Source organism: Bdellovibrionota bacterium, assembly GCA_040386775.1.
Lineage (GTDB): Bacteria > Bdellovibrionota > Bdellovibrionia > Bdellovibrionales > JAEYZS01 > JAEYZS01.
Window position 1 is genome coordinate 30189 of sequence record JAZKEU010000011.1, and the last position, 22881, is coordinate 53069.

Sequence of the window (22881 nt, forward strand, 5' to 3'; positions counted from 1 at the left end):
CTTTAAAGCACCATTATCTTTTCAATTGGTATGATTTTCTATAACAATGAGAGAAAGTGACTAAATCTACAAAGTAGCTTTAAACAAAAGCAAAAAAGTGCATAAGATATTTATTGAACTGGACCTAAATCCCTAAGAGACCAGGAACTGCCTGCATTTTACCTGCATTTAAAAAAGAGAACTTTAACTATATTTATTAATATTTCAAATGGCCGATAAGAAAAGCATGGACGCTTTCAAAAAATTATCCAGTCACAATTCCCTAAATATTAATGAGCTCATAAAATATGCTCGTCAATATTCTAATTTTTATAAGGAACTCCATAAAAATCTTCCCGATATCGCTCCCCTCGAAATATTTCCACTCACACCAAGTGAAAAGTTTTGGGAATCGAACAAGTCCACCAAAAATACGTTACTCACGGGTCCACAGGATGATGGAATTTTACTTCGCAGTGGAGGCACGACTGGCAATCCAAAATTTTCTGTATATTCCAAACTCGAATGGGAAATATGCACGCAACTCGCCGGTGAAAAATTTGGCTTAAGCCATATTGAGAGCAAGGACCGTGTGGCCAATCTATTTTTTGCTGGCGGTCTATACGGCTCATATCTTTTTGCTACTAGAATTTTAGAGCTATGTCCTATTGACGTGGTTCATTTGCCTATCGCCGGACACACTTCGAATCAAGAAATGGGTGAAATTCTAGAACAATTTAAACCCAATGTTTTAATGGGAGTACCTGGTACGATCATTGGTTTGGCTGATCACCTTCGAAAAAACAAAATGGATGGTTCCTACATCAAAAAAATATTTTTTGCCGGAGATTTTTTCTTTAGTGATCAAGAAAATTTGGTTAAATCTATTTTTAAAAATGCAGCAATTTATCCGATCAGTTATGCAAGCTCTGACGCCGGACTGATTGGTTATCATGATAAAACTTGCGGTAAAGACGAATACAGATCCATTGATGATTACATTCACGTCGAAATACTGGATGAGCATACCCTAAAAAATATTGATGTCCCTGGCAAAGAAGGAATTATCGTCATTACCAATTTATTCAGAAAATTGATGCCTATCATTCGTTATCCAGCTGGGGACCGTGGGATGTGGGTGGAAAACACCACAGGCAAAGACCGCAAATTTAAGCTGCTAGGTCGCAGTGATGAAGCGGCAAGAGCAGGTGGCATAAAATTTTATGTCAGTGAAGTTCGAAACCTTTTAAATACATATAAAAATAAAATTCAATTCGTCGATTTTCAGATGATCCTCGAACACAAAAATCTTAAAGACCACCTCACGATAAAGATAGCGACACTTTCCGCACCAAAGACTCATGAAAAATATGAAAAAGAAATCATCAGTCAACTCATAAACTCAAGGCCAAAAACAGAAATATTAGAGGCCCAAAATATTTGTATTCTTATAGAGTGGGTGCTGCCTGAGCATTTAATTACCAGCCTAAAAACCGGTAAAATTAAACGAGTCATTGATCAGAGAGAATAGTATTTATGAATAAAAAACTGGAACAATTAAAATATATTATTCTTCCTGGGAAATTTCCGAATGATCCTATTGCACAGGATTTGCACAATAAATCTTTTTTGTACTGGAAAAATTTTTGGAATAAAATTTTTGAAGAAAAAAAATTAAATCACCAAGTACTCGCAGACAATCTTTGGCGCCAAGACCTTATTGGGCTTATTATTAACGACAATGAAATTGTAGGACAGATTTTTTATTCTTTTTTTAATCTCAAAAGCCTCACCTCTAACAATCACTCCTACTTGATCAATAACTATACGGAAGATTTTTTTGCCAGGCTCAAAGAACAAGGCATTACTAATTTTATGACTATGGAATCCATCGGAATAGCTCCGCACTGGCGCAAAAACCAATCTGGAGTTCCTATGTCGGCAGTCATATTCAGTTTAGCCTGTGAACACTTGAAGCAATTTGAGAATGAAGTTTTAATTGGTGCTGCAAGAAAAAATTCTGTGGTACCCTCCGTACTCAAACAGCTGGGTGCAGAGGCATTGATCACCGATATTGATCTCTATGACGAGCCAGCCGAACTTATTGCTATTTTTAGAAAGAATATCAAAGTTTACCCTGATTCGGCAGTACCACTTCTCTCCAAAAAACTATGGAATCAAAGACAAGATTTATCTCAAGACACGCCAATGCTAAAAGTGAAGAAAAAGAGTGCGGCTTAAATTTTTTGTATCGAGTTTAATATTTGAGTATAGAGCATTGCACTTTGCCTTAAGCTATCGCGAAAAGCTTGTAACTCTTCTCTCGTGAGTCCCATTAACAATTTGAGACCTTCTTCATAGTGCCCGACATCTTCTTCTGAATGAATTCTCAAGAATCTTCCAGCTTGTTCCCCATGGGTTTCTGCCACGATCTTATAAGCTCTCGCTGCTTCTTGAGAAGCAATGCCTTCCAACAAAAATGCATAACCCAATTGAGCTGCCGGACTAACGTGCTCTATAAAGTAATATTGATTTTGATAAAATACTTTTGTTTCTGGAAGTTCTACAAAACTCTTAATAGATAGACCCATGTGCTTTAAATCATCTAAAGCCAATAAATCATGTGCAGATTCACCATTAAGAAACCCTAAGGCTTGATACTGCCTTTCTCGATTTTTCACTCCCCAATGCGCAGCCATTAAAGCAATAAAACACGTAGTGTGTCTCACATAATAGTATGTTTGAGCTAGCCATTGACTGTAGTGGTTCTTATCATTCCAGGGGAATTGATGAAATATCTTGCCTACGGCTTTTACCGTTTGGCCCAGTTCATTTATAGTCGATTGCAAGTCGTTTTCTACTGACTTCATGGATATTATGTTTTAACTAAGGAACCGTGTTCTGGAATTTTAAAAGTATGTAAAAATCCACCAACAGAACCATCGATACGATACAAACGACACATTAGCGCCGATTGCATTTTGATCCATATTTTTTTGTTCGAAAAAATTTCTTCTGCGTAATGAACAGGGAAATTTGGCGTGTATACACCGCTGATTTCTCCTGAAAGAATTTGAGACACGGTTTCAGAAATTCTTTTAAAAACGAAACTATCTCTCGTAAACAGATCCATCCACGTAAAGCAAAAAATTTCGCTAAACGAGTAACTCATATATCTATACAATTCCAGAGATCTGAATATCTGAATAGAGGCAGCATCGTAGACCTCAATCATATCTTTTTCATCAATTTTATCAAAAAGATCATCAGGAGGTAGCAATCCCATACTTCTCATGGAGAACCATGCATACTTACGGTTGTCGCCGATGAGATCAATTTTACTTGCAGAGGCTTCCATCAGCTGGGTGGAGTAAGTTTTCATAACCGTTAGAATCTCGAGTTGTTTCTCTAGACTCAATGAAAGAAACTTTTCAACACCGATGGTATTATAAGATTCAATTTGTATATTGTATGCCGAAACCATATTCGAAAGTTCTACACAGTAATTTAGAAAAATCGGAAGAGTTTCTGTAGATACTCTTCCTTTTGGTACCTTTATAGACATATTGATTTCCATAAAGTTTCTCCTTCAAGTGAAATATTTATTTAGTTTTTTTACTAAAAATACTTCTTTTAAAAAAATCTAAATGTATCGCAGTCATTACGCTGTAAAATTCCTTAGGTGAAATTTTATAAATTTCAACGATTTTCCTAAGTGCTTCCAAAGGCGGAGATGATACTCCTCTTTCCCAATTTGCGACAAATTGCGAACTGTAATCTAGCTCTTTGGCAACTTGAACTTGGGTTAATTTACGTTGAATACGTTTCTGGCGCAAAAAAATTCCTAACTCTGTAAATGATATATTATCCATGGGCCAATATTACCACGATTCTAATATTTATCAATTGTCATAATTCTAACATGGAAGAAATACCTTATATGTACTCTACAAGATAGAAATAGCATTTTTGTTTAAATCTGAGTATTTTTAATATTATACAAATTTTATTAAAACAAAACTGTCCATTATTTTTACAGTTCTAAATACATCCTTCGTGCCAGAGAGTTAATTTTTAATTAATCTACATAATCTAAGTTCTTATGAAAGGATTCTTTTAGATAAAAAAGTGGACCGATAGAAAGAACTATTGTCAAAATACCAACAAAAAGCCCTGCCATCATTATTCCCTGATTTGCCTTGAGATAAACAAACAACATGGAAAGTGGAATGAGTGTGGCTCTACCAAAATTAGTAATTGCCGTCGTGGCTGTAGCGCGAATGTTTGTGCCAAATTGCTCTGCTGCAACTTGAACAAATATTGCCCAGTAGCCACTCGCAATTCCCATGTAGACACAAAAAATATAAAACATACGACTAGAAATATCTTTTAAGAAAAAATAACCAATAATTCCAGAAGAAGAGAGTATCATAAAAATAATTAAGGCTTTTATTCTGCTTTTTAAAACCTGACTGACCAATGCACTCAAGAATCCACCAACTATAACTCCAATATAACAATAAAAAATAGATTCTCCAGCAACTATATCTTTACTGATACCTAAACTCGAAGTGAATTCCGGGGATAACGTTATCAATATTCCCATGATGTACCAGAGCTGAATTGCCACAAGAATGCAGGCCAAAAATTTATAGAATCTTTCTTTGTGCGTAAAGAGAGACAAAATATCTCCACGCCGAGCTGGTGATTGCTCTACTTTTTTAAAAAGCTCTGATTCTAAAATTTTTACTCTGAGTAAGAGCAAGGAAATCCCCATCACCCCACCAATAATATACGCCGTACGCCAATCAAAATGCTTTGCAATCGGCCACGCCAAAAGAGCGCCAGACATTCCAATCGTCGCAATTGCCATAGTACCATAACTTCTTTTTTCTTTAGGTAAGAGTTCTGAAACAAGCGTAATACCAATTCCCAATTCTCCAGCAAGCCCAAACCCTGCGATAAATCGTAAAATCGCGTAAGAAGTTACGTCCTGAACAAAAGCATTTAAAAACGTTGCCAGAGAGTACATCAAGATAGAACCTAACAATACTTTGAGACGCCCTTTTTTATCGGCCCAAACTCCAAAAAAAACTCCACCCAGTAACATTCCTGCCATCTGAATATTCAAAAGCAAAAGACCTTGATCTAAAATCTCTGCTTCATTTAAGCCTAAGTCTTTTAAACTGGGCACTCTCACGACACTGAATAATATTAGATCGTATATGTCGACAAAGTAACCCAAGGCCGCCACAGCAATTGTTAAAATAACTTTATAATCTTTTTTTGTTTCCATAATATTATGCTAAATTTGATTGCATCCTATGTCTAGCTACAAAATGAATTTAAATTTAACAATTGTTATTGAATATCCGATAAAATAAACATGAGTAAGGCTTTAAAAATTCAACCTCCACAGGTGTCGTCTTCAATCGAAGGAATACTATCTCCCCAAGAACTTATCCACTTTGTACGAAAGCATTCTCCGTTCTATAAAAGTTTGTATCAAGATCTTCCTGACATTCTCCAACTCAAAGATCTTCCTCTTACCCCACAAGATGCTTTTTGGACTGCTAATACTCTGCCCAATAGCAAAGTTCTGACCTCAAACCTGACCAATGGACTAGTTCTCCGCAGTGGTGGGACGACAGGAAATCCTAAATTCTCCGCCTTCACACACGCAGAGTGGAAAATCTATACTGAAACAACGGGAGAAGGATTTGCGAAAGGCGCAATTGATTCCGGAGACGTCCTTGCGAATCTCTTTCCTGTTGGAAATATGTATGGATCATTTATCTTCACGACAAGATATCTAGAATCCTGCCCTACAAATGTTGTTCAACTCCCTATTGCATCCCACATAGAGCTTTCAGAAATTCCACAAATTCTCCAAGAATTCCAAGCCAATGCAATTGCAAGTGTTCCAACCACACTTATGAATTTTGCAGAGCATATTAAGAAAAATTCTCTGGACTTCAATTTCCATCAAATTAAAAAAATATTTTTTGCAGGCGAGCCTCTTTTTGAGGATCAGAGAAAAAGATTAAAAGAAATTTTTCCTGATGCTCAAGTATTTTCTATAGGCTATGCCAGTGTCGATGCCGGAATGTTAGGCTACGCGGATCGTACATGCAAAGTTAATGAGCACCGTGTTTTCAGTCAACATACTGTCATAGAAATTATTGATGAAAAGACTCATGAAGTTATAGAAAAAGAAAATCAAGAAGGCTTAATTGTTGTCACCAACCTTTATAGAAAACTTATGCCTATTGTTCGATACCCTGTTGGAGACAGAGGAATGTGGGTCGAGAAAAAAGGAAATCCAGACCGAAAATTCAAATTGCTAGGAAGATCCGAAGAGGCCGCTTGCGTTGGGGGCGTTAAATTTTATGTTCATGATGTGAGAACTTTATTAGAAGCTTACCGGGAAAAACTTCAGATTGTTGATTTCCAACTGCTGACGCTACATCAGAGCAAGAGAGATTGTCTTGTTATCAAAATAGCAAGCCGCCTGCCCTCTCAAAAGCTGCACCAACATTCTCAAGAAATTATAAATGAACTCATACGCGTCCGCCCACTTTATACTGAAATAATTCAAGAAGGAGGGATCGAACCTCTCCAAATAGAATGGATTACTCCAGATCAATTAGAGATTAATCCAAGAACAGGAAAGTTGCGTAGAGTATCTGACAAACGAATTTAAATTAAGGACAAGGTTACGGCCATGATTAAAAATACAAATCATTTGAAATACATTATAATTTCAGGAAAATTTCCAGAGGATCAGAGCTTGCACGCTTTACACAATAAAGCTTTTCTCTATTGGAAAAATTTTTGGAACAATATTTTTAAAGAAAATGGAACGGATGACACCGTTAATGCTGATCATTTCTGGAGACAAGATCTCGTCACACTTCTTATGGATGGAGACGAGATCGCAGGACAACATCTTTACAGTTTCTTCCATCTCAAAAGCCTTGCTTCCAAAAATCATAGCTACTTTGTCGAAGGTTTTAACGAAGAATACTTTGTACAACTCAATCAGCGCAAAGGATCTACGGTGATGTCTGTAGAATATCTTGCTGTAGCTCCTGACTGGAGAAAAAAGAACTGCGGAGTCTCTCTGGGTACAGTGCTGATTGGATTGGCTTGCCAGCATCAGAAGCTTCATAATATAAGCGTATTAACGGCTCCTTCCCGTGTCGATGTCAAGGTAGACAGGATGGTGGCAGAACATGGTGGCGAAGTGATTGTAGGTGGCTTAGAAATGCACAATACACCTGTTAGTCTAATGGCTATCTTCAGAGAAAAAACTAAGGTTCATGATGATTTGAGTATCAGCTCATTAATTGATAGGCTCTGGAATGAACGCACAGATTATACTTCTGTCAAAGAAAAGCAAAAAATTGCAGCTTAAGCCTAGTGATAAGGAATTATGGATATAAAAACTGAACTCCACATGTTGATAGAAAAAGTTGGAAATGAATTTGAAAATTTCCCTTGGGAAGATAAAAAGGCTTATGGTCATTGGCTGGCTCAAACTTATTATTTTGTAAGGCACACAACTTGTTTTTTAGCTTTGACCGCCAGTCGCTGGGGAGTTAAAAATCGGACTCAGCAGTATCGAGCCCTTAAACATTTAAAAGAAGAATCTTCCCATGACTTGTTACTTTTGAATGATCTTGAAGCAATAAAAGACTCTATCAATAACCATACGGAAAGACCAGAAACCCAAGCCTTCTATCAAACACAATATTATTGGATCGAGCACGAAACTCCTGCCGCACACTGGGGATACGCTTATCTCTTAGAGGGTTTGGCTTCCAAAAAAGCTCTGATGGCATACAATAGAATCATTAAAGCACACGGAAACAGTACGGCTTCATTCTTAAAGACCCACGCTGAAGAAGACTCAACCCATTTTGAGGAAGGCCTAAAGAATTTGGAGCATCTTAATAAATATGAAATGGATTGTTTTAGAGATTGTCTGAGGCAGGCGGCAATGCTTTATCTCCAGATTTTATCTGGATACAAAACGAAATCTTAAGTACTAGATTTTTCTGAACCGTAATTTACAATTTCAAAAACGTTTATAAAACCTGCTCGAGAGCCGTCTGCTCTATTCAATGGAGCCATAAGTCTGTGCTTCATTTCTATCCAGTGCTTAGAAACTGAGAATTTTTCTTTTACGATATGATTAGGCATATTCGTCAGATAGACGTCGTTACCTTTTCCAGATAATACCTCATTTGAAGCGTTCAGCATTCTTTGCCCAACAAAACTATCTCTTTCAAAGAGTTCCATCCACGGAAAACAAAACAATTCGCTAAACGAATAGCTAATGTGATTGTACAATTCAAAGCTACGAAACAGCTGAAGCGAGCTCACATCATAAATTTCAATGATATCTGTAGGAGAAATTTTATCGAATAAATCTTTTGAAGGAACAAATCCCAATCCAGTCAAGGAGGACCATGCATGAAGACGACCATCGCTGCGCATTTCTATTTTTTTCAAAGAAGCTTCGGTAAGTTGCTGGAGATAACTCTTTAAAGAATTTAGAATTTCGAATTGTTGGCTTAAATCTAAAGAAATGAATTTATTAATTCCAACTGAATTGTATGGTACCATCTTGATGTTGTAAGCGGTTGTGATAAGCGCCAATTCTTCGCAGAATCTCATGAATATTGGCAAGGTTTGTTCGAAAAGATAGAGTCCGTTTTTCTTATGATTTAAATCTAATTCCATTTTATTTAAATTCCTTTTAAGCTAGTCATATTACTTGTTTTTATTTTTAGACTTTTTAGAAAAAATATTTCTCTTCCAATAATCTTGTTGAATCTCATTTATCGTATGAGAGAAATCTCTTAAATTAATGCTATACATGTCTATAACTTGTCTTAGAACTTCCAATGGCGGCGAAGACACCCCTCGCTCCCAATTCGCAATAAATTGAGACGTATAGCCCAAGGACTTTGCCACTTGAACTTGAGTTAACTTCTTACTCAATCTCTTTTCTCTAAGATACTTACCTAATTCTAAAAATGATGTTTGATCCATCCGGCCAATATACAGAAACCTTAGATCTTATAGCAAATGTCAGTATTTAGACATGAAATAAATACCCAAAAATCACTAAATATAGACAAAAACTTCGAAGGATTTCCTTTGCTGGTTAAAACAACATCACAACTCACCGTAACAGAGGATGCGGTAGCAGCATCTTGAGCAAAAATAACTCGGCGGAAAGTCGTCGAGAAGAACCGCCGAATCGAAATCTTTACAACTATAACTATTTATTCAATAGTTTCGATGGAAGCCTCTAAAACCATTTTTGCGGAATCTTTACTGCAATTATCTGAAGATTTTCTAGGCTTACATTGAGCGCTGACAATAATTCCTTGAATAGAAAAACCATCTAATGATTTTTGCATGGATTCACAATAATTATCACTTGTCCATGTTTTGCTAGTACACAATCTCTTTGGAGTAGATTTAAAATGTGCCGAAGTATTTTTCTGTACCGCTAACGAGTATAGCAAACTATAAAGAGAACCATCTGAAGTGTAAGAAGTTAATATTTGTACTTGAGGAGATGATAGTGCTCTCAGTGCATTGCTATGGCGTCCAATTTCATGTGGAAGCTCTTCATACTTTACAGTTGAAGCTACACCTTCAACTCGAGTTGAGGTTTTGCAAGTAAGATAGCCGGGCTTAGAAGTTAAATCAGGTTCCCCTACAATAAATGAATCAACAACTCTACATAAAGTGTACCCCGATTCTTTGCATAACTTCAGAGCTTCCTTAATAGAGAGGGCAAAGCCTCTTTGGCAACGCGAAACATGAGGCATAGATGGTACAGGAAGTATATAAGACGAGACAGAAGCATCGAAATATTTATTTTTACTAGAATCTACTTTGAGTAAGTTGGAGATATTGTAACTAGAATCATCAAAAAGTCTTGAATAGTTATTTGGCCCAAAAGCTTTCAACTCTTCCTTATAAAAACCAAATGCAACTCCTAAAAGTTCATGAATGGCTAAAGCTTGCCTATCGAATTTTGACAAATTATCCCAAGCAGCTTCATTGACACGAATCAAAAACTTTGAAGGATCATTTACAGCCTCTTTACTAACCCCTTTGATATAGAGCGGTTGATCTGTGAATTCTATAACAATTTTTTTGATAACTTCTTCAACCTCGCCATCCGCGATAGTAGTTAATTTGTTCACTGTACTTGAACCATCTTCTGCTCTACCAATTATATTCAGGCGTGCCCATCCCAAATGAACTGCCTCTGCGAATTCTTGTTCTTTTGTATCTCCCCCACCTCTATCTTTTTCTGCAAAGGCAGAAAATCCTGTGCATGCAATTAAAATTGCAGTTATTAAATTTTTCATTTTGTTCTCCTTTTATTTTTTTTAATAATTTTATTTGTTGTTTCTAATTTAGTAATTGGAAATAGCGATACGGAAATTTGATATACATGTTCGGAGGCAATATTTTTTCTTTGGAAAAATGCCGCTAAATTGTGTCGAAATTCAGTTATAAGTTCTTTTGCTTTCTTAAGGTCTTTGGCATTTCCACAGACCATCATGGAAGTATGATCTCGTTCGGTCCTTGGAAGATCTTCTAAGGCTTTCATGGATTTTTCTAGAATTTGCATTTGATATTTTCTCATGGCAGCCGAAGAAAAATCGGAATCGAGAGTATTGGAGTTAAATCTTGATTTATCTAACCACTGTCCGTTGGGCGCAATTTCTAAAAGTTCCAATCTACATAATCTTTCCGCGGCCGCGCGCACTTGATTTACGCTAATATCTAAAGTTTTAGCGATCCAAGTGAAATCTGGATTGAAATTTTTAATTCGCGTGAGCTCCAGAATAGCATCATGATACCAATCAGAAGTGGCTGCAAATAGATCTTGAGTAAATTCTGCATACAACTCGTTAGTGGATTTTTGAGATATGTAATTCTGCAATTCATCAGGTGAGAGACTGAGTTTAGTTCCTAATTTTTTGATTGTTTTTTCGGTTATAGGTCGTTTTTGAGAAATTATGGAAGAAAGGGTCGCGGGATCAATATCAAGTTGTTTTGCGAAAGATCTTAATGAATAGCTCGGGTTTCTCTCGCATCTCTTAATGAGTTCTGATTGTAGCATTAACCGAAAATTGATTTTGTTTTCCATATGGGCGAGAAGATAATGGAAGAGAAGAATTTATTAAAGAAAATTTGCAACAAGGTGTTGCAAATTGAAGTGCAACGGTCATTTTTACAGTATTTTAGAAGAAATATTCCTTTAGATCATCATCAGTACTGTAGATGTAATGGGCCGATACTTTGAACACGCTTTTTTTAAAGGATTAATTCTGTTTTGTAACGCAAGTTACTTTGGAAAAAACAAAGAAGTGTTTGATGATCAGAACAATTTCAATTTTCTATTTTAACTACCTGAGATTATATGCGATTTAACGAATTAAACCTTCGAATCAGCTTTGATATTTAACAAAAATCCGGCTTATATCTAGCGAGTTCTGAAGCCAAAAATTTTAATTTTGAATTGGCTTTCGATGCAAAACGAATTTTTCAAATCGCCACATTAAGCGAGATTTCTTTGCCATCAAAAAAACAAGAATTCCATATGGTTTTGATAAAGCAAAGCCACGAACAGAAATTCTGCTCTATTGAAAAATTTCACTTGCGGCAAATTCTCTTTACATCAACTCAGTAAATTTATAAACAAACAATCAGTGGACCGTGAAATAAAAGCATCGGGTACTCGCCCGAAAGAGAGACGACACTCGCCGGGGCTCATCGGTAAATTTTAAGGAAGAGACGGATATTCATCGAACGGCCACTCGAGAAACGAAGGCCAGAAGACTCGAGCGGAACGCCACGACTTGATAGCGTGAGGTTATCTACCATAGAGCTGTGCAAAAGTGATAAGTCCCTATATGGGCAGAAGTAGCGCAGTGGGCACTTGGCGGCAGACAAGTAAAAAAATTAGTAAAAGATTTCGTTGGGATTTGTACCGAAGAAAAAACAGATTTGCACTGCAAACCTGTCCAGATATTTTGTTATGCTAAGCATGCAATGTCGAGCATGCTTTTTTCGTCAAACAAGGGATATGGGGTGAGCCCCTCACATTAGACAGTGCCTTAAATAGTTATTGAACAAGACGGTTGGCCTAACTGCGGAACCTTGATAGAAGGATTTCCGTTATGAAGGACAATTATGGAAATATTTACGCCACCACAAGTTAAAGAGAAAAGACCACCAGGAAGGCAACCAAAGCACTCGCAAGAGTTTATGATAATGGTTGCTAGGAAATGCATTGATGAGGGAATGACTTATCGAGAAGCCTCCACAATATTTGGAGTATCTCACGGATCGGTCTATCAATTTATTCAAAAATATAAGCACGATAAATTCAAAACCAAAAGAAATGCTAGAACGAGTAAGTATAAAAAGGAAGTTGAAGAATATCGTCATACGGCTCAAGTGAAGGAATTAAAGCATGAGATAGCAGAGCTTTATTTAGAAAACTTGATGTTAAAAAAAGCTCTGAAACACTCTCTGTCAGCATCCAAACGAAATAAATCTTTAAAGACGTTGTTCCAAAGAAAAAATTTAAAGTTGAAATAAGTAAGAAGAGAGCCAGAAGATCAGGAACCTCAAATCCAAAGATCATAAGTTTTTTATCTAGACTCTTACTTACCGAAGTACTTTTTAACTCCATTTTCAATTCACCATACTTCTTAAGAAGCTCACTAAACTTGGCGCTAAAAATCCGATAATTGCTCCAATGATTGCCAAAGTGAGATGTCCTTTGGCGTTTGGAGATCCCGCAACAAATGATAAGCCCGCAAACACTAGACCTATTGTGTGAAATTCCACCACGAATATAAGCTTTGGCGGCTTTGTCTTTCATAAAGACAGTTGCATCTAATAAAGTGCCAGCCATTCCTAGGGCAATGGCAAACCATATAATTGCAAATATAAACTTAATAACTCCGATCATAAAGCTCTCCTCATAGATAAATTTAGTTCTATGAAGACAGGTCAAAAGCGAGTGGCTTTGCCAGTTTCTTCTAAGCTGGCAATTTCAGATTGAAAATGCCATTTCAAAAGAAGCATTTGAGAAGCAAAAAAGAAGCAAACTCACGAAATTTGCTGAAATTTCAGGAAATAATTGAAGCTTATCTGCTTTGCTCGGTTATGTGTTTTCAAGTGTTTAGACTGCTTAGTCTTTTTGATTTCGCTTGCAATATCAGGTCAGAAAAATGGGGCGATCGACGGGGCTCGAACCCGCGACAACCGGAATCACAATCCGGGGCTCTACCAACTGAGCTACGACCGCCACAAAAGAAAATTTACCAGTTTGGTGAATTGGTAATCTTACTGCGCAATAAGCGCAATGAATACGGAGACAAAATAAATATAGCTTTTAAGGTTTCTTTTCAACCTCTTTTTAAGCCACGAGAGGACCTATAGATAGCTTACAAAGCCTTTAAATGCCCAAAGATCAGTCATTACCTTATTTTATTCCCGGCTCAGGTCTTCTGATTCTTGAATCTATTGTTCCCTTTAATATTCCAGAAGCATGCTTTCAGCTATACGCTGCTTGCTACAAACTCATTTAAAATAAAAGTTTTGTAGCTTCTGGTACTTTTTTTGTATAGCTCTCTTAAATTCTTAAGATATTCTTCTTTTAGCCTGACCTTTTTAACTAAATTCATCTCTCTTTCGGGTACTTTTAATTTGAAGCAGTTCGCGTAAATTTTCCAAGCGCAATTGAAATATATCTTTAAAAAAGACTTTTTTTGTAAGCAGTGAGGATGATTCTTACGCCAAAACAGCGTAATGATTTTTTAATGCAATAAAATTAGTTTTAACAACGGCATGCCGATTGCACTAAAAAAATAAAATAATTTCAAAAAAGAAGATATTTTTTTGCGATAAACTTAAAAAAAGGTAAATTTCACATGTGCAAAGTCAATTACTATAAGTCATTACTTTTAACTGCCCTAACAGTTTTTGGATATTCTAAATCTCATGCGCAGAGCGCTTGTTTGAAAATTTTTAGTGATAATCAAGTATCGAGTACGGCAAAAACCGGAAAGTTGGATAGTATTTTTTCTTCTTCGGATATTCGTATGTTGGGGCGACTGTCAACGGTGTCAAATAATGATAGAAGATTAGATAACTATTGGATTCATCGCCTAGAGACTGTTAATGCAATGGATCGTGTGTTACTTGACCCTAAACCCTGGTTTAAGCTCGGCCATCAGTCTGTTGTTGTGTCTAGGTTAGAAAAATTAATTGAAGCAGACCCCAGTTTTTTAAAGCTTATTGAAGAGAGTGGATCTTACGTGCTTTCTTATTTAAAACTAGAAGAGGGAAAGAAAGGAAACGATCAATTATTTTCGGAAGGGAAAGAAATTTTATTATTTCTTTCGGAGGTAGCTGGAGCTCTTGATTTCACAAAGCCCACCATCCAAGATGATTTAAATAGGGCCTATGGTTTGGCTAATGCTTTAAGAAACGAGTCTCGTAATTTTTCACATCCTACGGATAGGGAACTCGCTATATTGAATTTCTTCGAAAATATTAAAAGCAAAAAAGATGACCTTATTCTGAGAGAGACTGACATGAAGTTAGTCCTAAGAGCACAACTTTATTATAAAGAATCGTCATTGGGTCAATATATTGAGAGACTTGTTGATCGCAGGCAAAGCAGGAAGTGGGTTTCATTAAGAGACAATAACTCCAAGTCCCTCGAGCAAAGAGTTAAGGATTTAGTTATCAATATTGGATGGAAATGGAGTTCTGAGTCTAATATTTTATACGCTTTTTACAAAGGAGACCATGGAATTGGTATACCTGTAGTTTTTAGCAAATCTTCTTCGCTGCAATATAAAGACTTTATACCTCTAATGCAAACAAGAGATCTCTTTGGAGGAGGTTTCAAGTCCTTGCCTGGAAATTATGCTTACACTGCTATTGAGCTTACTTTAGAATCAAGGTTTTTTGATTTACCAATAAGTGTTTCCGGAGTTATCCGCCACAAAAAAGGTAGAGATGCTAAAGGTAGATTTACATCTATTCCTTACTTAGAAATAGAATCTGTTGGCAAATCCGCTGTATCAACACTATCCGCTCACCAGGCTATTGCGGAATATGGTAAATGGTATCAAAAGGAATTGATTAAGGAAATGAATAGGAAGGCGGATAGAGAAAAAGACAGAGAATCCCATCGGCTTGCAATGATTGTTACTGAAGCTATAATTCGCAGTATGGGGCCACCCGTACAAGCCCGTAGTAGGACTCCTGAAGATAGAGCAGTAAATGATTTCCTTGTAGAAGCCGCTAGAAAATACCCAGCTGCCACAGTAGATGAAATTGCAGATTATCAAGCAAGAAATGAAGCAGCTAATGCCGAGAGAAGACGAGCCAAAATAGAAAGTGAGCAGCAAAGAGCAGAAGCTTCTCATTCAGGAAGAGAAAGTAACTCAAACTCTATGTACAGAGGTGTAGTTTCAGATCCAGATGTAATGAATGCTCATGATGCTGCTCTGCAAAGGGCAAACGAAAGCAATAGAGATATGAGTATTCTAGATTCTGATATTGATTAGTAAGCACTTGCTAATCACTGTATAGGTAAGGTCAAAAAACCTTCCCTTTTTTTATTCCAGTTTAGAAGACATCAAGACAACATGAATGGCGGATACCACCCCTCACCTTAGACAAAGTAACACCATAATTTCTGTATATGCGAGGGAGCCCCTATTCTTCTAACTCTGTATGCTTCAAAGTCAAATCAATAGACTCAAGCTTTATATGCTCTTCCCGATCCTGGAACCCAAGTTCCTTGAGCTTTCTGACCGACGGGAGCACCCTTGTATCCAATGAACTCATAGAATCATTGTAGGACTTTACGGCACCCTCAAGGTTGGCGCCCAGTTTTGATAAATGCTTAAGCCATGGAGTCAATCGATCGTAGAATTCCTTTGCCTGATTGATCATCCCTTGCGCATTTTCTGTAATTTGATTTTGGCTCCAACCGTAAGCAATCGCCTTAAGCAATGCCACAAGAGTCGTTGGAGTTGCGATGATGATTTTTTCTTTTAGCGCATCTTCTATAATTGATTTATCGATTTCAACCGCTGCGCCCAAAAGTGCTTCGTTAGGAATAAACAATACCGCAAATTCTGCAGAATGTTCGAATTGTTCCCAATAACTTTTCTTGGAAAGGTCTTGAACTCTTGTTCTTAGGTTTCTAGCGTGTCTTTCTAGAGCCTTCTTTTTTTCTTCTGGAGTTGGAGCATCTACAGCATCAAGGAATGCATCGAGAACTGCCTTGGAATCCACCACCACCACACGATTATTAGGAAGTCTAACGATCAGATCAGGCTTCTGCAAATTCTTTTCCCCGTCTCTTACAGCCACTTGTTCGTCAAAATCACAGAACTGATTCATGCCCGCAAGTTCCACCACACGTTTCAACTGGATCTCACCCCAACTGCCACGAACTTCGGGACGTCTTAGTGCTTTTGAAAGTGAGCTCGCCTCTTCTTTTAATTTTTCACTCGTGATTGTCACTTGAGTCAATTGTTGAGCGATCTTTCCAAACTGCTCGTTTCTTTCTTTTTCTACCGTCGTTAAATCTGTTTGAAGTTTCGAGAGCGTGTCCTTCATTGGGTTTAAAAGTTTTTGAAATTCCAAAACCTTTTCATTCAATGTCCCATTGGCTTCCGTAGTCTTTTTGTCCAATCTCTCTGTCGCTAGATTTAAAAAGTTTTTGGACTGGCTCTCTAAGGTTTCAGATGCTAGCCCTTTAAAAATCTTTTCCATTTGGTTTTGTGTATCCTGGAAGAAAGATTTTTGCTCTGCCAAACGCTTGTCCGTTTCTTGAACTCGGAGCTCTTTCTCAGTTTTTTCCCTAGCCAATTCCGACTTCACTTTAAAAAGATAAGCGCCAAGAGCAAAACTCACTACCCACCCTAATAGTCCAATAATGCTTTCCATGTTTTACCTATTCCGTCTTTTTTGCGTCATCGGATTCTTTGCCGCGAGTTTTCAAAGCTTCTTTTTGGATTTGGATCTTTGCCAATAACCCTTTTAGATTTGCCACGTATCTGTGAGATCTAATCTGAGTCGTGGATGGCAAATATACTTTTTCTAAAGTTTTTGTAAGCGTGCTTTCCGCAATGTTCAGTTTCTTTTGTTCTAATTCAATTTGCGCCTTCAATACGGCAGCTCTGATCATATTGTCGCCATAAGAACCTTCAAGCGCGCTCTTCGCATAAATGTAAGCCTTATCCACGCTCCCAGTATCAAAAAGTGCCTTTGCATAGTAATAGTTGAACGCAAACTCTGTTCTGTAAATTTTTACGAGATCACCAAAGATTTTTAACGCTTCTTCGTTCATTCCCGCCTTCACCAAACAAAAACCTCTCTCCATCTGAGCACCACGAGGAGTCTTGAGAGGAGATTTTTCTGAAATCTTTTTGTAGTCTTCTGCACAAGACGCAAAGTTTTGGCGAGATGATGTGCCCTCCTCTAGATTCTCAAAAGCACTTCCCAAATTGTAGTAGAGTTCAGCTCTAGTAAACTCAGAAGAATCAATCTCGGTCCCTGCGGCCCAAGTGGCAACGCTTTCTTTTACCTTCTCAATTCTCTTCTTAAGTGCTTCTGGATCTTTTTCTGAAAGAGCCATCGCCCATTGGCTAGCTAAAATATCTTTTGGATTTTCATCGATAAGTTTTGCGAGAACTTCCGCGGCTTCTTTTGGCTTATTGTCATTTTCAAAAATTTTATAATCTGCAATCAAAGAAAGTTTCTTGGCCTCAGGACTTGTTTGCTTTAAGAGCGTGATCTTGGTGTTGGCAGGTTCGTCTCTATCGAGTTGCCATTGAGCAAGTCTAAGGACGTCTTTTTCTAGCGCCATACCTTTTTCAACTTTAGACACCACCATCTCGATTGGATTGTCTTTTTGTGCTAGCTGTGCACCTAACCAATTTGAAACTGCCGTTTCGGTTCTATAACCTACAAATCTTCCAATCTCATTCAATGTCGAGGTTGTTAGAACTGTCGTTGGGTATCCACCGATTTTGAATTTTTCTTTTAGGTCCCAAGAAATATCTGAATCCACATCCAAGATCAATTTCACAACGCCCTTGGCCTGATCTTGGAACTTTTTGTTTTGCCATACGTTTTCATCTAGCATGTTGCATGCTGGGCACCACTGAGCCGAGAACACAATCAGCAGAGGCTGGTTTTTCTTTTTCGCTTCAGCAATTGCAAATTGATCACGGTTTTTCACAAATCCCGGAGGAGCACTGAGTTCTGCCTTAGGAACATACAAAATATTTGAAGAAACTCTTTTCTTCATGGCCTTCTTGTAACCTCTCGGCGCGCTCACTAGCACATCTAATTTTTCAAACTTACAGAAACTTTCTTTATCATCACAGATGTAAGCATTGATTTTATACATCCCCGACTCTTCAAACTGACATTGCATGAATTCTGGCTTAAGAGTTTGAGGCTTAACAAGGTTGCAATTGTTGTTGGCCTTAAGGTTGAAGTGATGACCTTCTATGGGACGAATATCAATCATCTCGTTCACTACATATTTATTGAGCATGGGTTTTAAGAGCGACTCCCCTGGAGCTTTTCCCCACATGGTTTTTTTGTCTGTCACTACGGCTCCTGATGCTTTTTCTAAGCTATTTTGCTCCTGCGCATATGTCTGTGAGTTTATTAAAGTCATCCCAACTAACAATACCATTAAAACTAAAATTCTCATGTCATCCCCAATTCGATTGATCGAACATCTTTTTCTTGTTGTTCTTTTCTCTTAACTACTTGTTGAAGTTCTTTTAATTTCGAAAACTTCAAAAATACCGAATACGCTGCTCCCACCGAAATAATAAATCCCGGAAGGCCATCTAAAAATCCTAATTTCCAAACATAAGTCTCTAAAAATTTTGAAATCGGCTTCAAAAGAAGTTTCACTAGAGAAAATTTCTTTCCACGATCATACAAATCCTGCGCACCCAAAGAGGAATAGCGATTGTTCGCATCCACTTGGTGTTTTAAATCTCTAAATACATAATGCAAAAGATTGTTCTGAAATGTGCCGATATTTTCACATTCAATTTTTTCGTGAACGTGACCGCCGCCCCATTTTGCTTTCTTGCGATTAAAAAATCTCAATTGCCTGTCAGGGTACCAACCACCGTGCTTGATCCATCTGCCCAGATGAAAGCTGAGTCTTGGCATTCTGTAGCCGTCTTGGATGGGAGTTGTATCAAATGTTTGCAAAATTTCTTGGGAGAGTCCGAGGGAGAGGGCTTCGTCTGCATCCAACGCCAATATCCAATCGTTTTTTGCAATATCCGTAGCTCTTTGTTTTTGATCTCTGAATCCTAAGAACTTTTGCACGTGAACTTTTGCCCCTAGGGAAGATGCGATCTCTCTTGTTTTGTCCTTGCTCTCCGAATCTAAAACAATGACTTCATCGGCCCACGGAACGCTCTCTATGCAACGAGCAATATTTTCTTCTTCGTTGAGAGTGATAATCACAAGAGTTATTGGTCTTTTTTCCATCTGCTCGGAGCTTACGAACCTTAGGTTATTTTGTCCATCATGGAAGGCTATTTCGCATCGCCCAATTTAAAGGTTTGTTTCGTAAAAGCTATGGCCTTTTCGTATAGCTTGAAGTTAAATCTTGAAAGTGTCTGCTCAATTGGATTTCGCAGCTGCGAAACAAAAGTAGACTAACATCTTTCGACTTGTTTCGACCTTTTGGAGGCCCTTATGAAATTACTGGTTTTTCGCGCTATTTTTGCCGTTGCTTTAATGTTCTCTTTTTCTACTGCGAATGCTTACTACTCAACTATGGATACTGGGAAAATCGTTCCTACAGGAAAATATAGAGCCATCGTAGGTCCGCAATTCATCACCACTGGTGGGAACGAAGGCACTAATCTGTCTGGTAGATTCGATGCCGGAATCGGTGAAAGCACAACGATGAGAGGCTTAATCGGCGTGGGCGAAGATGAATTCCTTTATGGCGGTCTTTTTGCGAAATGGATTCCATATCCTGATTTTGAAAATCAACCAGCGCTGGGCTTTATTTTTGGTGGAACTTATGCGAGAGAAGAAGTTGCCGATGAGACCGAAGATGTACTCAGCCTAAGATTCGCTCCTCTAGTGAGTAAAGAATTTGAAACTGACATTGGTGTGCTTACACCTTACGCTTCTTTACCGATCAGCGTGGCTTTTGTGGATGGAGACACCATCTATCCAGTACAACTTGCCGGTGGAACAGAATTTAAACCTTATAACTGGGAAAACGTAAGCTTCATGGGCGAAGTTGGACTGAAACTCAATAAAGCTTTTTCTTATATTTCACTCGCAGTTGTATTTGAATTTGCGGACGATTAAGAATGACGAAATCAGTAATGAAGTTTTTTATTCTTGCAACCTTAATACTCACCTCCTCTATCAGCTTTGCCATTCCTAAAACTGGCGCAAAGTATGCCATCCTCTGCCGTAAAGCCGAAAGCTTTGATCAGGCCGTTGCAAAAATCAATACGATCACTACAGATCCTCAATGGCCCATTGATTTAGCCGTCGAAAAAACTGGCGGAACTGCGCACAACATTTCGGTGAACCCAAAGCAAGTAAAGTACGACATGGCAAACTTCAAAATTTCGGAATCAGAAGAAGATGTGAAAGTTGGAAAGACTTCAAAGAAGACAAAGTTTTATCAGGCTTGCGTACCGATTGAGTTTGATTGAAGACTTGTAGAGAGACTGTCGCCCATCGTGGTTGACAGTCTCAGTGCGATAGCTCTTAGGATTAATTCACATCTTTGTAGTCAGCGTCGATGACATCATCGCCATCCTTCTTCGCTGCTGCAGGCTCTTGTTGTCCGCCACCCGTTGGGTCTCCGCCGCCTTGACCTGAAGAACCTTTATAGATTTCTCCAGAAATTTGGTGAGACACTTGCGTGAGTTTTTCGTACTCCGAAGTTAAGGCCGCAACATCGTCTGACTCTAAGGCTGTCTTCGCTTGAGTAATCGCATCATTGCCAGTTTTTGCTAAGTCTGCATTGAGTTTATCTTTGTTGTCCTTAAGCATCTTTTCTGTTTGATAAATTAAAGAATCCAAATTGTTTCTTAGAGTGACAACTTCTTTTCTCTTTTTATCTTCCTCAGCATTGGCTTCCGCATCGTCTACCATTTTCTTGATATCCGCTTCTGAAAGATTTGATTTTGCAGTGATCTTGATGGCTTGTTCTTTTCCCGTTCCAAGATCTTTTGCTGTCACGTGCATGATACCGTTGGCATCAATGTCGAAGGCCACTTCAATTTGTGGAGTTCCACGTGGAGCCGGCGGGATTCCCACGAGCTCAAAGCGCCCGAGGGCTTTATTGTCTTTTGCAAATTCTCTTTCACCTTGCAGAACATGGATATCAACCGATGGTTGGCTATCAGCAGCTGTTGAGAACACCTGAGATTTCTTAGTTGGGATTGTTGTGTTTCTTTCGATGAGTTTTGTCATTACGCCACCCATTGTTTCAATACCCAATGAAAGTGGAGTTACGTCGAGCAACAACACATCTTTCACATCACCAGCTAATACTCCACCTTGAACTGCTGCGCCTACGGCAACAACTTCATCGGGGTTTACTGAGCGGTTTGGTTCACGTTTGAAGAAATCTTTTACTGCTTTTTGGATTGCTGGAATTCTTGTTGAACCACCCACCAATACAACTTCATCAATTTGTTCTACGGATAGACCAGAATCTTTTACCGCTTTTTTGCACGGCTCGATTGATCTTCTCACAAGGTCTTCTGTCATTTGGTCAAATTTTGCACGTGTAAGCTTCACTTGTAAATGCTTTGGACCTGTTTGATCTGCCGTGATGAACGGGAGATTGATTTCTGTTTCTTGAGTTGTTGAAAGTTCGATCTTTGCTTTTTCTGCGCCTTCTTTTAGACGTTGAAGTGCCATTTTATCTTTGGATAAATCAACACCGTTGGTTTTTTTGAAGTCTTCCACCAACCAATCTAAGATAACGTTATCGAAGTCATCGCCACCAAGGTGCGTGTCCCCGTTTGTTGATTTTACTTCTACGACATTATCGCCAACTTCAAGGATGGAAATATCGAACGTCCCACCACCGAAGTCATAGACTGCGATTTTTTGGTCTTTCTTTTTATCCATTCCGTAAGCAAGTGCCGCAGCAGTTGGTTCGTTGATAATACGTTTCACATCAAGGCCCGCAATTCTGCCGGCATCTTTTGTGGCTTGTCTTTGAGAATCGTTAAAGTAAGCAGGAACCGTGATCACCGCCTCTGTCACTTCGTGACCGAGATAATTTTCTGCAGTTTGCTTTAGTTTTTGCAAAATAAAGGCACCGATCTGTTCGGGCGAATATTCTTCACCGCGAATGTCGAATGCGACGCCGCCGCCTTTTTCTTTTACTTTATAAGGAATTCTTTTTTGCTCGTGAGTTGTTTCGCCAAAAATTCTACCAATGAATCTTTTTGAAGAGAAAATTGTATTTTCTGGATTCGTGACAGCTTGTCTTTTTGCAACCTGACCGACCAGTTTTTCGCCGTCCTTTGTGAAGGCCACGATGGAAGGAGTTGTTCTTCCGCCCTCTTCGTTTGTTAGAACTTTGGCTTCACCGTTTTCCATGACGGCAACACAAGAGTTTGTTGTACCTAAATCTATACCAATAATTTTTCCCATTCTATCCTCCGAAAATTCGCTTCCTGTTTTTTTCTCTGTTAGAGTTGCTGGAAGCGGTCATTATTTTAATCATTATTTACTTCAGTAACTACATTCATAATTTGAGTTGCTTTAAGTTTCCGTCAAGGGCAC

The 22881-nt window shown here is 38.2% G+C and carries 22 protein-coding genes and 1 tRNA gene; 9 read left to right on the plus strand and 14 right to left on the minus strand.

Annotated elements, in window-relative coordinates:
* The first annotated feature begins 208 nt into the window (after positions 1-208).
* Together V4596_05910 and V4596_05915 are read left to right on the plus strand one after the other, a co-directional pair.
* Positions 209-1510: a hypothetical protein gene (locus tag V4596_05910; protein MES2768665.1), complete on the plus strand. Its 1302-nt coding sequence runs from the start codon at positions 209-211 to the stop codon at positions 1508-1510.
* 5 nt (positions 1511-1515) lie between these two features.
* Entirely contained in the window at positions 1516-2220 is a 705-nt protein-coding gene (locus V4596_05915) for a hypothetical protein (GenBank protein ID MES2768666.1), read from the plus strand.
* On the opposite strand, the gene V4596_05920 is transcribed toward V4596_05915, so the two are convergent.
* From V4596_05920 to V4596_05935, 4 genes are all read right to left on the minus strand, one after another.
* The gene (locus tag V4596_05920) at positions 2217-2849 is read right to left on the minus strand and encodes an iron-containing redox enzyme family protein (protein MES2768667.1); all 633 of its coding nucleotides are present in this window, start codon (positions 2847-2849) and stop codon (positions 2217-2219) included. The two genes, V4596_05915 and V4596_05920, sit on opposite strands and share 4 nt — an antisense overlap.
* A gap of 5 nt (positions 2850-2854) precedes the next feature.
* A complete protein-coding gene (locus V4596_05925) occupies positions 2855-3556 on the minus strand; it encodes a hypothetical protein (protein MES2768668.1) in 702 nt (233 codons plus the stop codon).
* A 25-nt stretch (positions 3557-3581) separates the two neighbouring features.
* Entirely contained in the window at positions 3582-3851 is a 270-nt protein-coding gene (locus V4596_05930) for a helix-turn-helix transcriptional regulator (GenBank protein ID MES2768669.1), read from the minus strand.
* Between the two features lie 206 nt (positions 3852-4057).
* Positions 4058-5275 (minus strand): MFS transporter, encoded by a 1218-nt coding sequence (locus V4596_05935; protein MES2768670.1) that lies wholly within the window; start codon positions 5273-5275, stop codon positions 4058-4060.
* 90 nt (positions 5276-5365) lie between these two features.
* Here V4596_05935 and V4596_05940 point away from each other — a divergent pair, with 90 nt between their 5' ends.
* From V4596_05940 to V4596_05950, 3 genes are read left to right on the plus strand one after another with little or no spacing between them, the layout of a single operon-like run.
* Complete coding sequence (locus V4596_05940) at positions 5366-6682, plus strand: AMP-binding protein (protein ID MES2768671.1); 1317 nt, start codon at positions 5366-5368, stop codon at positions 6680-6682.
* Positions 6683-6703: 21 nt separating this feature from the next.
* Positions 6704-7396, plus strand: a complete 693-nt coding sequence (locus tag V4596_05945) for a hypothetical protein (protein MES2768672.1) — start codon at positions 6704-6706, stop codon at positions 7394-7396.
* 18 nt (positions 7397-7414) lie between these two features.
* On the plus strand, positions 7415-8026 hold the full coding sequence (locus V4596_05950; GenBank protein MES2768673.1) for an iron-containing redox enzyme family protein: 612 nt from the start codon (positions 7415-7417) through the stop codon (positions 8024-8026).
* Here the strand turns inward: V4596_05950 and V4596_05955 are convergent.
* The 4 genes from V4596_05955 to V4596_05970 form a co-directional block, all read right to left on the minus strand.
* On the minus strand, positions 8023-8727 hold the full coding sequence (locus tag V4596_05955) for a hypothetical protein (protein ID MES2768674.1): 705 nt from the start codon (positions 8725-8727) through the stop codon (positions 8023-8025). The two genes, V4596_05950 and V4596_05955, sit on opposite strands and share 4 nt — an antisense overlap.
* Before the next feature lie 30 nt (positions 8728-8757).
* Positions 8758-9039, minus strand: a complete 282-nt coding sequence (locus V4596_05960) for a helix-turn-helix transcriptional regulator (GenBank protein MES2768675.1) — start codon at positions 9037-9039, stop codon at positions 8758-8760.
* Between the two features lie 236 nt (positions 9040-9275).
* Positions 9276-10379, minus strand: coding sequence for a hypothetical protein (locus tag V4596_05965; protein ID MES2768676.1), 1104 nt, complete (start codon positions 10377-10379; stop codon positions 9276-9278).
* Positions 10376-11140 (minus strand): TIGR02147 family protein, encoded by a 765-nt coding sequence (locus V4596_05970; protein ID MES2768677.1) that lies wholly within the window; start codon positions 11138-11140, stop codon positions 10376-10378. Before V4596_05970 ends, V4596_05965 begins: the two co-directional genes overlap by 4 nt.
* A gap of 1073 nt (positions 11141-12213) precedes the next feature.
* On the opposite strand from V4596_05970, the gene V4596_05975 reads away from it, so the two are divergent.
* Positions 12214-12624, plus strand: coding sequence for a helix-turn-helix domain-containing protein (locus V4596_05975; GenBank protein MES2768678.1), 411 nt, complete (start codon positions 12214-12216; stop codon positions 12622-12624).
* Between the two features lie 96 nt (positions 12625-12720).
* Here the strand turns inward: V4596_05975 and V4596_05980 are convergent, their stop codons facing one another.
* Both V4596_05980 and V4596_05985 read right to left on the minus strand, forming a co-directional pair.
* Positions 12721-12876, minus strand: coding sequence for a hypothetical protein (locus V4596_05980; protein ID MES2768679.1), 156 nt, complete (start codon positions 12874-12876; stop codon positions 12721-12723).
* A gap of 387 nt (positions 12877-13263) precedes the next feature.
* Positions 13264-13339, minus strand: a tRNA-His gene (locus V4596_05985).
* Between the two features lie 712 nt (positions 13340-14051).
* On the opposite strand from V4596_05985, the gene V4596_05990 reads away from it, so the two are divergent.
* Complete coding sequence (locus tag V4596_05990; protein MES2768680.1) at positions 14052-15614, plus strand: hypothetical protein; 1563 nt, start codon at positions 14052-14054, stop codon at positions 15612-15614.
* A gap of 151 nt (positions 15615-15765) precedes the next feature.
* Here the strand turns inward: V4596_05990 and rmuC are convergent, their stop codons facing one another.
* From rmuC to V4596_06005, 3 genes are read right to left on the minus strand one after another with little or no spacing between them, the layout of a single operon-like run.
* Positions 15766-17007 (minus strand): DNA recombination protein RmuC, encoded by a 1242-nt coding sequence (gene rmuC, locus V4596_05995; GenBank protein ID MES2768681.1) that lies wholly within the window; start codon positions 17005-17007, stop codon positions 15766-15768.
* 7 nt (positions 17008-17014) lie between these two features.
* Positions 17015-18787, minus strand: coding sequence for a thioredoxin family protein (locus tag V4596_06000; protein MES2768682.1), 1773 nt, complete (start codon positions 18785-18787; stop codon positions 17015-17017).
* Positions 18784-19590 (minus strand): glycosyltransferase family 2 protein, encoded by an 807-nt coding sequence (locus tag V4596_06005; protein MES2768683.1) that lies wholly within the window; start codon positions 19588-19590, stop codon positions 18784-18786. The genes V4596_06000 and V4596_06005 overlap by 4 nt, the downstream gene beginning before the upstream one ends.
* Positions 19591-19800: 210 nt before the next feature.
* On the opposite strand from V4596_06005, the gene V4596_06010 reads away from it, so the two are divergent.
* Both V4596_06010 and V4596_06015 read left to right on the plus strand, forming a co-directional pair.
* Entirely contained in the window at positions 19801-20430 is a 630-nt protein-coding gene (locus V4596_06010) for a hypothetical protein (GenBank protein ID MES2768684.1), read from the plus strand.
* 17 nt (positions 20431-20447) lie between these two features.
* Entirely contained in the window at positions 20448-20786 is a 339-nt protein-coding gene (locus V4596_06015; protein MES2768685.1) for a hypothetical protein, read from the plus strand.
* Between the two features lie 61 nt (positions 20787-20847).
* On the opposite strand, the gene dnaK is transcribed toward V4596_06015, so the two are convergent.
* Complete coding sequence (gene dnaK / locus V4596_06020; protein ID MES2768686.1) at positions 20848-22749, minus strand: molecular chaperone DnaK; 1902 nt, start codon at positions 22747-22749, stop codon at positions 20848-20850.
* Between the last annotated feature and the right edge of the window lie 132 nt (positions 22750-22881).

Coding starts and splice junctions, on each gene's coding strand:
- V4596_05910 (MES2768665.1), top strand. CDS start 209: ATGGCCGATAAGAAAAGCATGGACGCTTTCAAAAAATTATCCAGTCAC.
- V4596_05915 (MES2768666.1), top strand. CDS start 1,516: ATGAATAAAAAACTGGAACAATTAAAATATATTATTCTTCCTGGGAAA.
- V4596_05920 (MES2768667.1), bottom strand. CDS start 2,849: ATGAAGTCAGTAGAAAACGACTTGCAATCGACTATAAATGAACTGGGC.
- V4596_05925 (MES2768668.1), bottom strand. CDS start 3,556: ATGGAAATCAATATGTCTATAAAGGTACCAAAAGGAAGAGTATCTACA.
- V4596_05930 (MES2768669.1), bottom strand. CDS start 3,851: ATGGATAATATATCATTTACAGAGTTAGGAATTTTTTTGCGCCAGAAA.
- V4596_05935 (MES2768670.1), bottom strand. CDS start 5,275: ATGGAAACAAAAAAAGATTATAAAGTTATTTTAACAATTGCTGTGGCG.
- V4596_05940 (MES2768671.1), top strand. CDS start 5,366: ATGAGTAAGGCTTTAAAAATTCAACCTCCACAGGTGTCGTCTTCAATC.
- V4596_05945 (MES2768672.1), top strand. CDS start 6,704: ATGATTAAAAATACAAATCATTTGAAATACATTATAATTTCAGGAAAA.
- V4596_05950 (MES2768673.1), top strand. CDS start 7,415: ATGGATATAAAAACTGAACTCCACATGTTGATAGAAAAAGTTGGAAAT.
- V4596_05955 (MES2768674.1), bottom strand. CDS start 8,727: ATGGAATTAGATTTAAATCATAAGAAAAACGGACTCTATCTTTTCGAA.
- V4596_05960 (MES2768675.1), bottom strand. CDS start 9,039: ATGGATCAAACATCATTTTTAGAATTAGGTAAGTATCTTAGAGAAAAG.
- V4596_05965 (MES2768676.1), bottom strand. CDS start 10,379: ATGAAAAATTTAATAACTGCAATTTTAATTGCATGCACAGGATTTTCT.
- V4596_05970 (MES2768677.1), bottom strand. CDS start 11,140: ATGCTACAATCAGAACTCATTAAGAGATGCGAGAGAAACCCGAGCTAT.
- V4596_05975 (MES2768678.1), top strand. CDS start 12,214: ATGGAAATATTTACGCCACCACAAGTTAAAGAGAAAAGACCACCAGGA.
- rmuC (MES2768681.1), bottom strand. CDS start 17,007: ATGGAAAGCATTATTGGACTATTAGGGTGGGTAGTGAGTTTTGCTCTT.
- V4596_06000 (MES2768682.1), bottom strand. CDS start 18,787: ATGAGAATTTTAGTTTTAATGGTATTGTTAGTTGGGATGACTTTAATA.
- V4596_06005 (MES2768683.1), bottom strand. CDS start 19,590: ATGGAAAAAAGACCAATAACTCTTGTGATTATCACTCTCAACGAAGAA.
- V4596_06010 (MES2768684.1), top strand. CDS start 19,801: ATGAAATTACTGGTTTTTCGCGCTATTTTTGCCGTTGCTTTAATGTTC.
- V4596_06015 (MES2768685.1), top strand. CDS start 20,448: ATGAAGTTTTTTATTCTTGCAACCTTAATACTCACCTCCTCTATCAGC.
- dnaK (MES2768686.1), bottom strand. CDS start 22,749: ATGGGAAAAATTATTGGTATAGATTTAGGTACAACAAACTCTTGTGTT.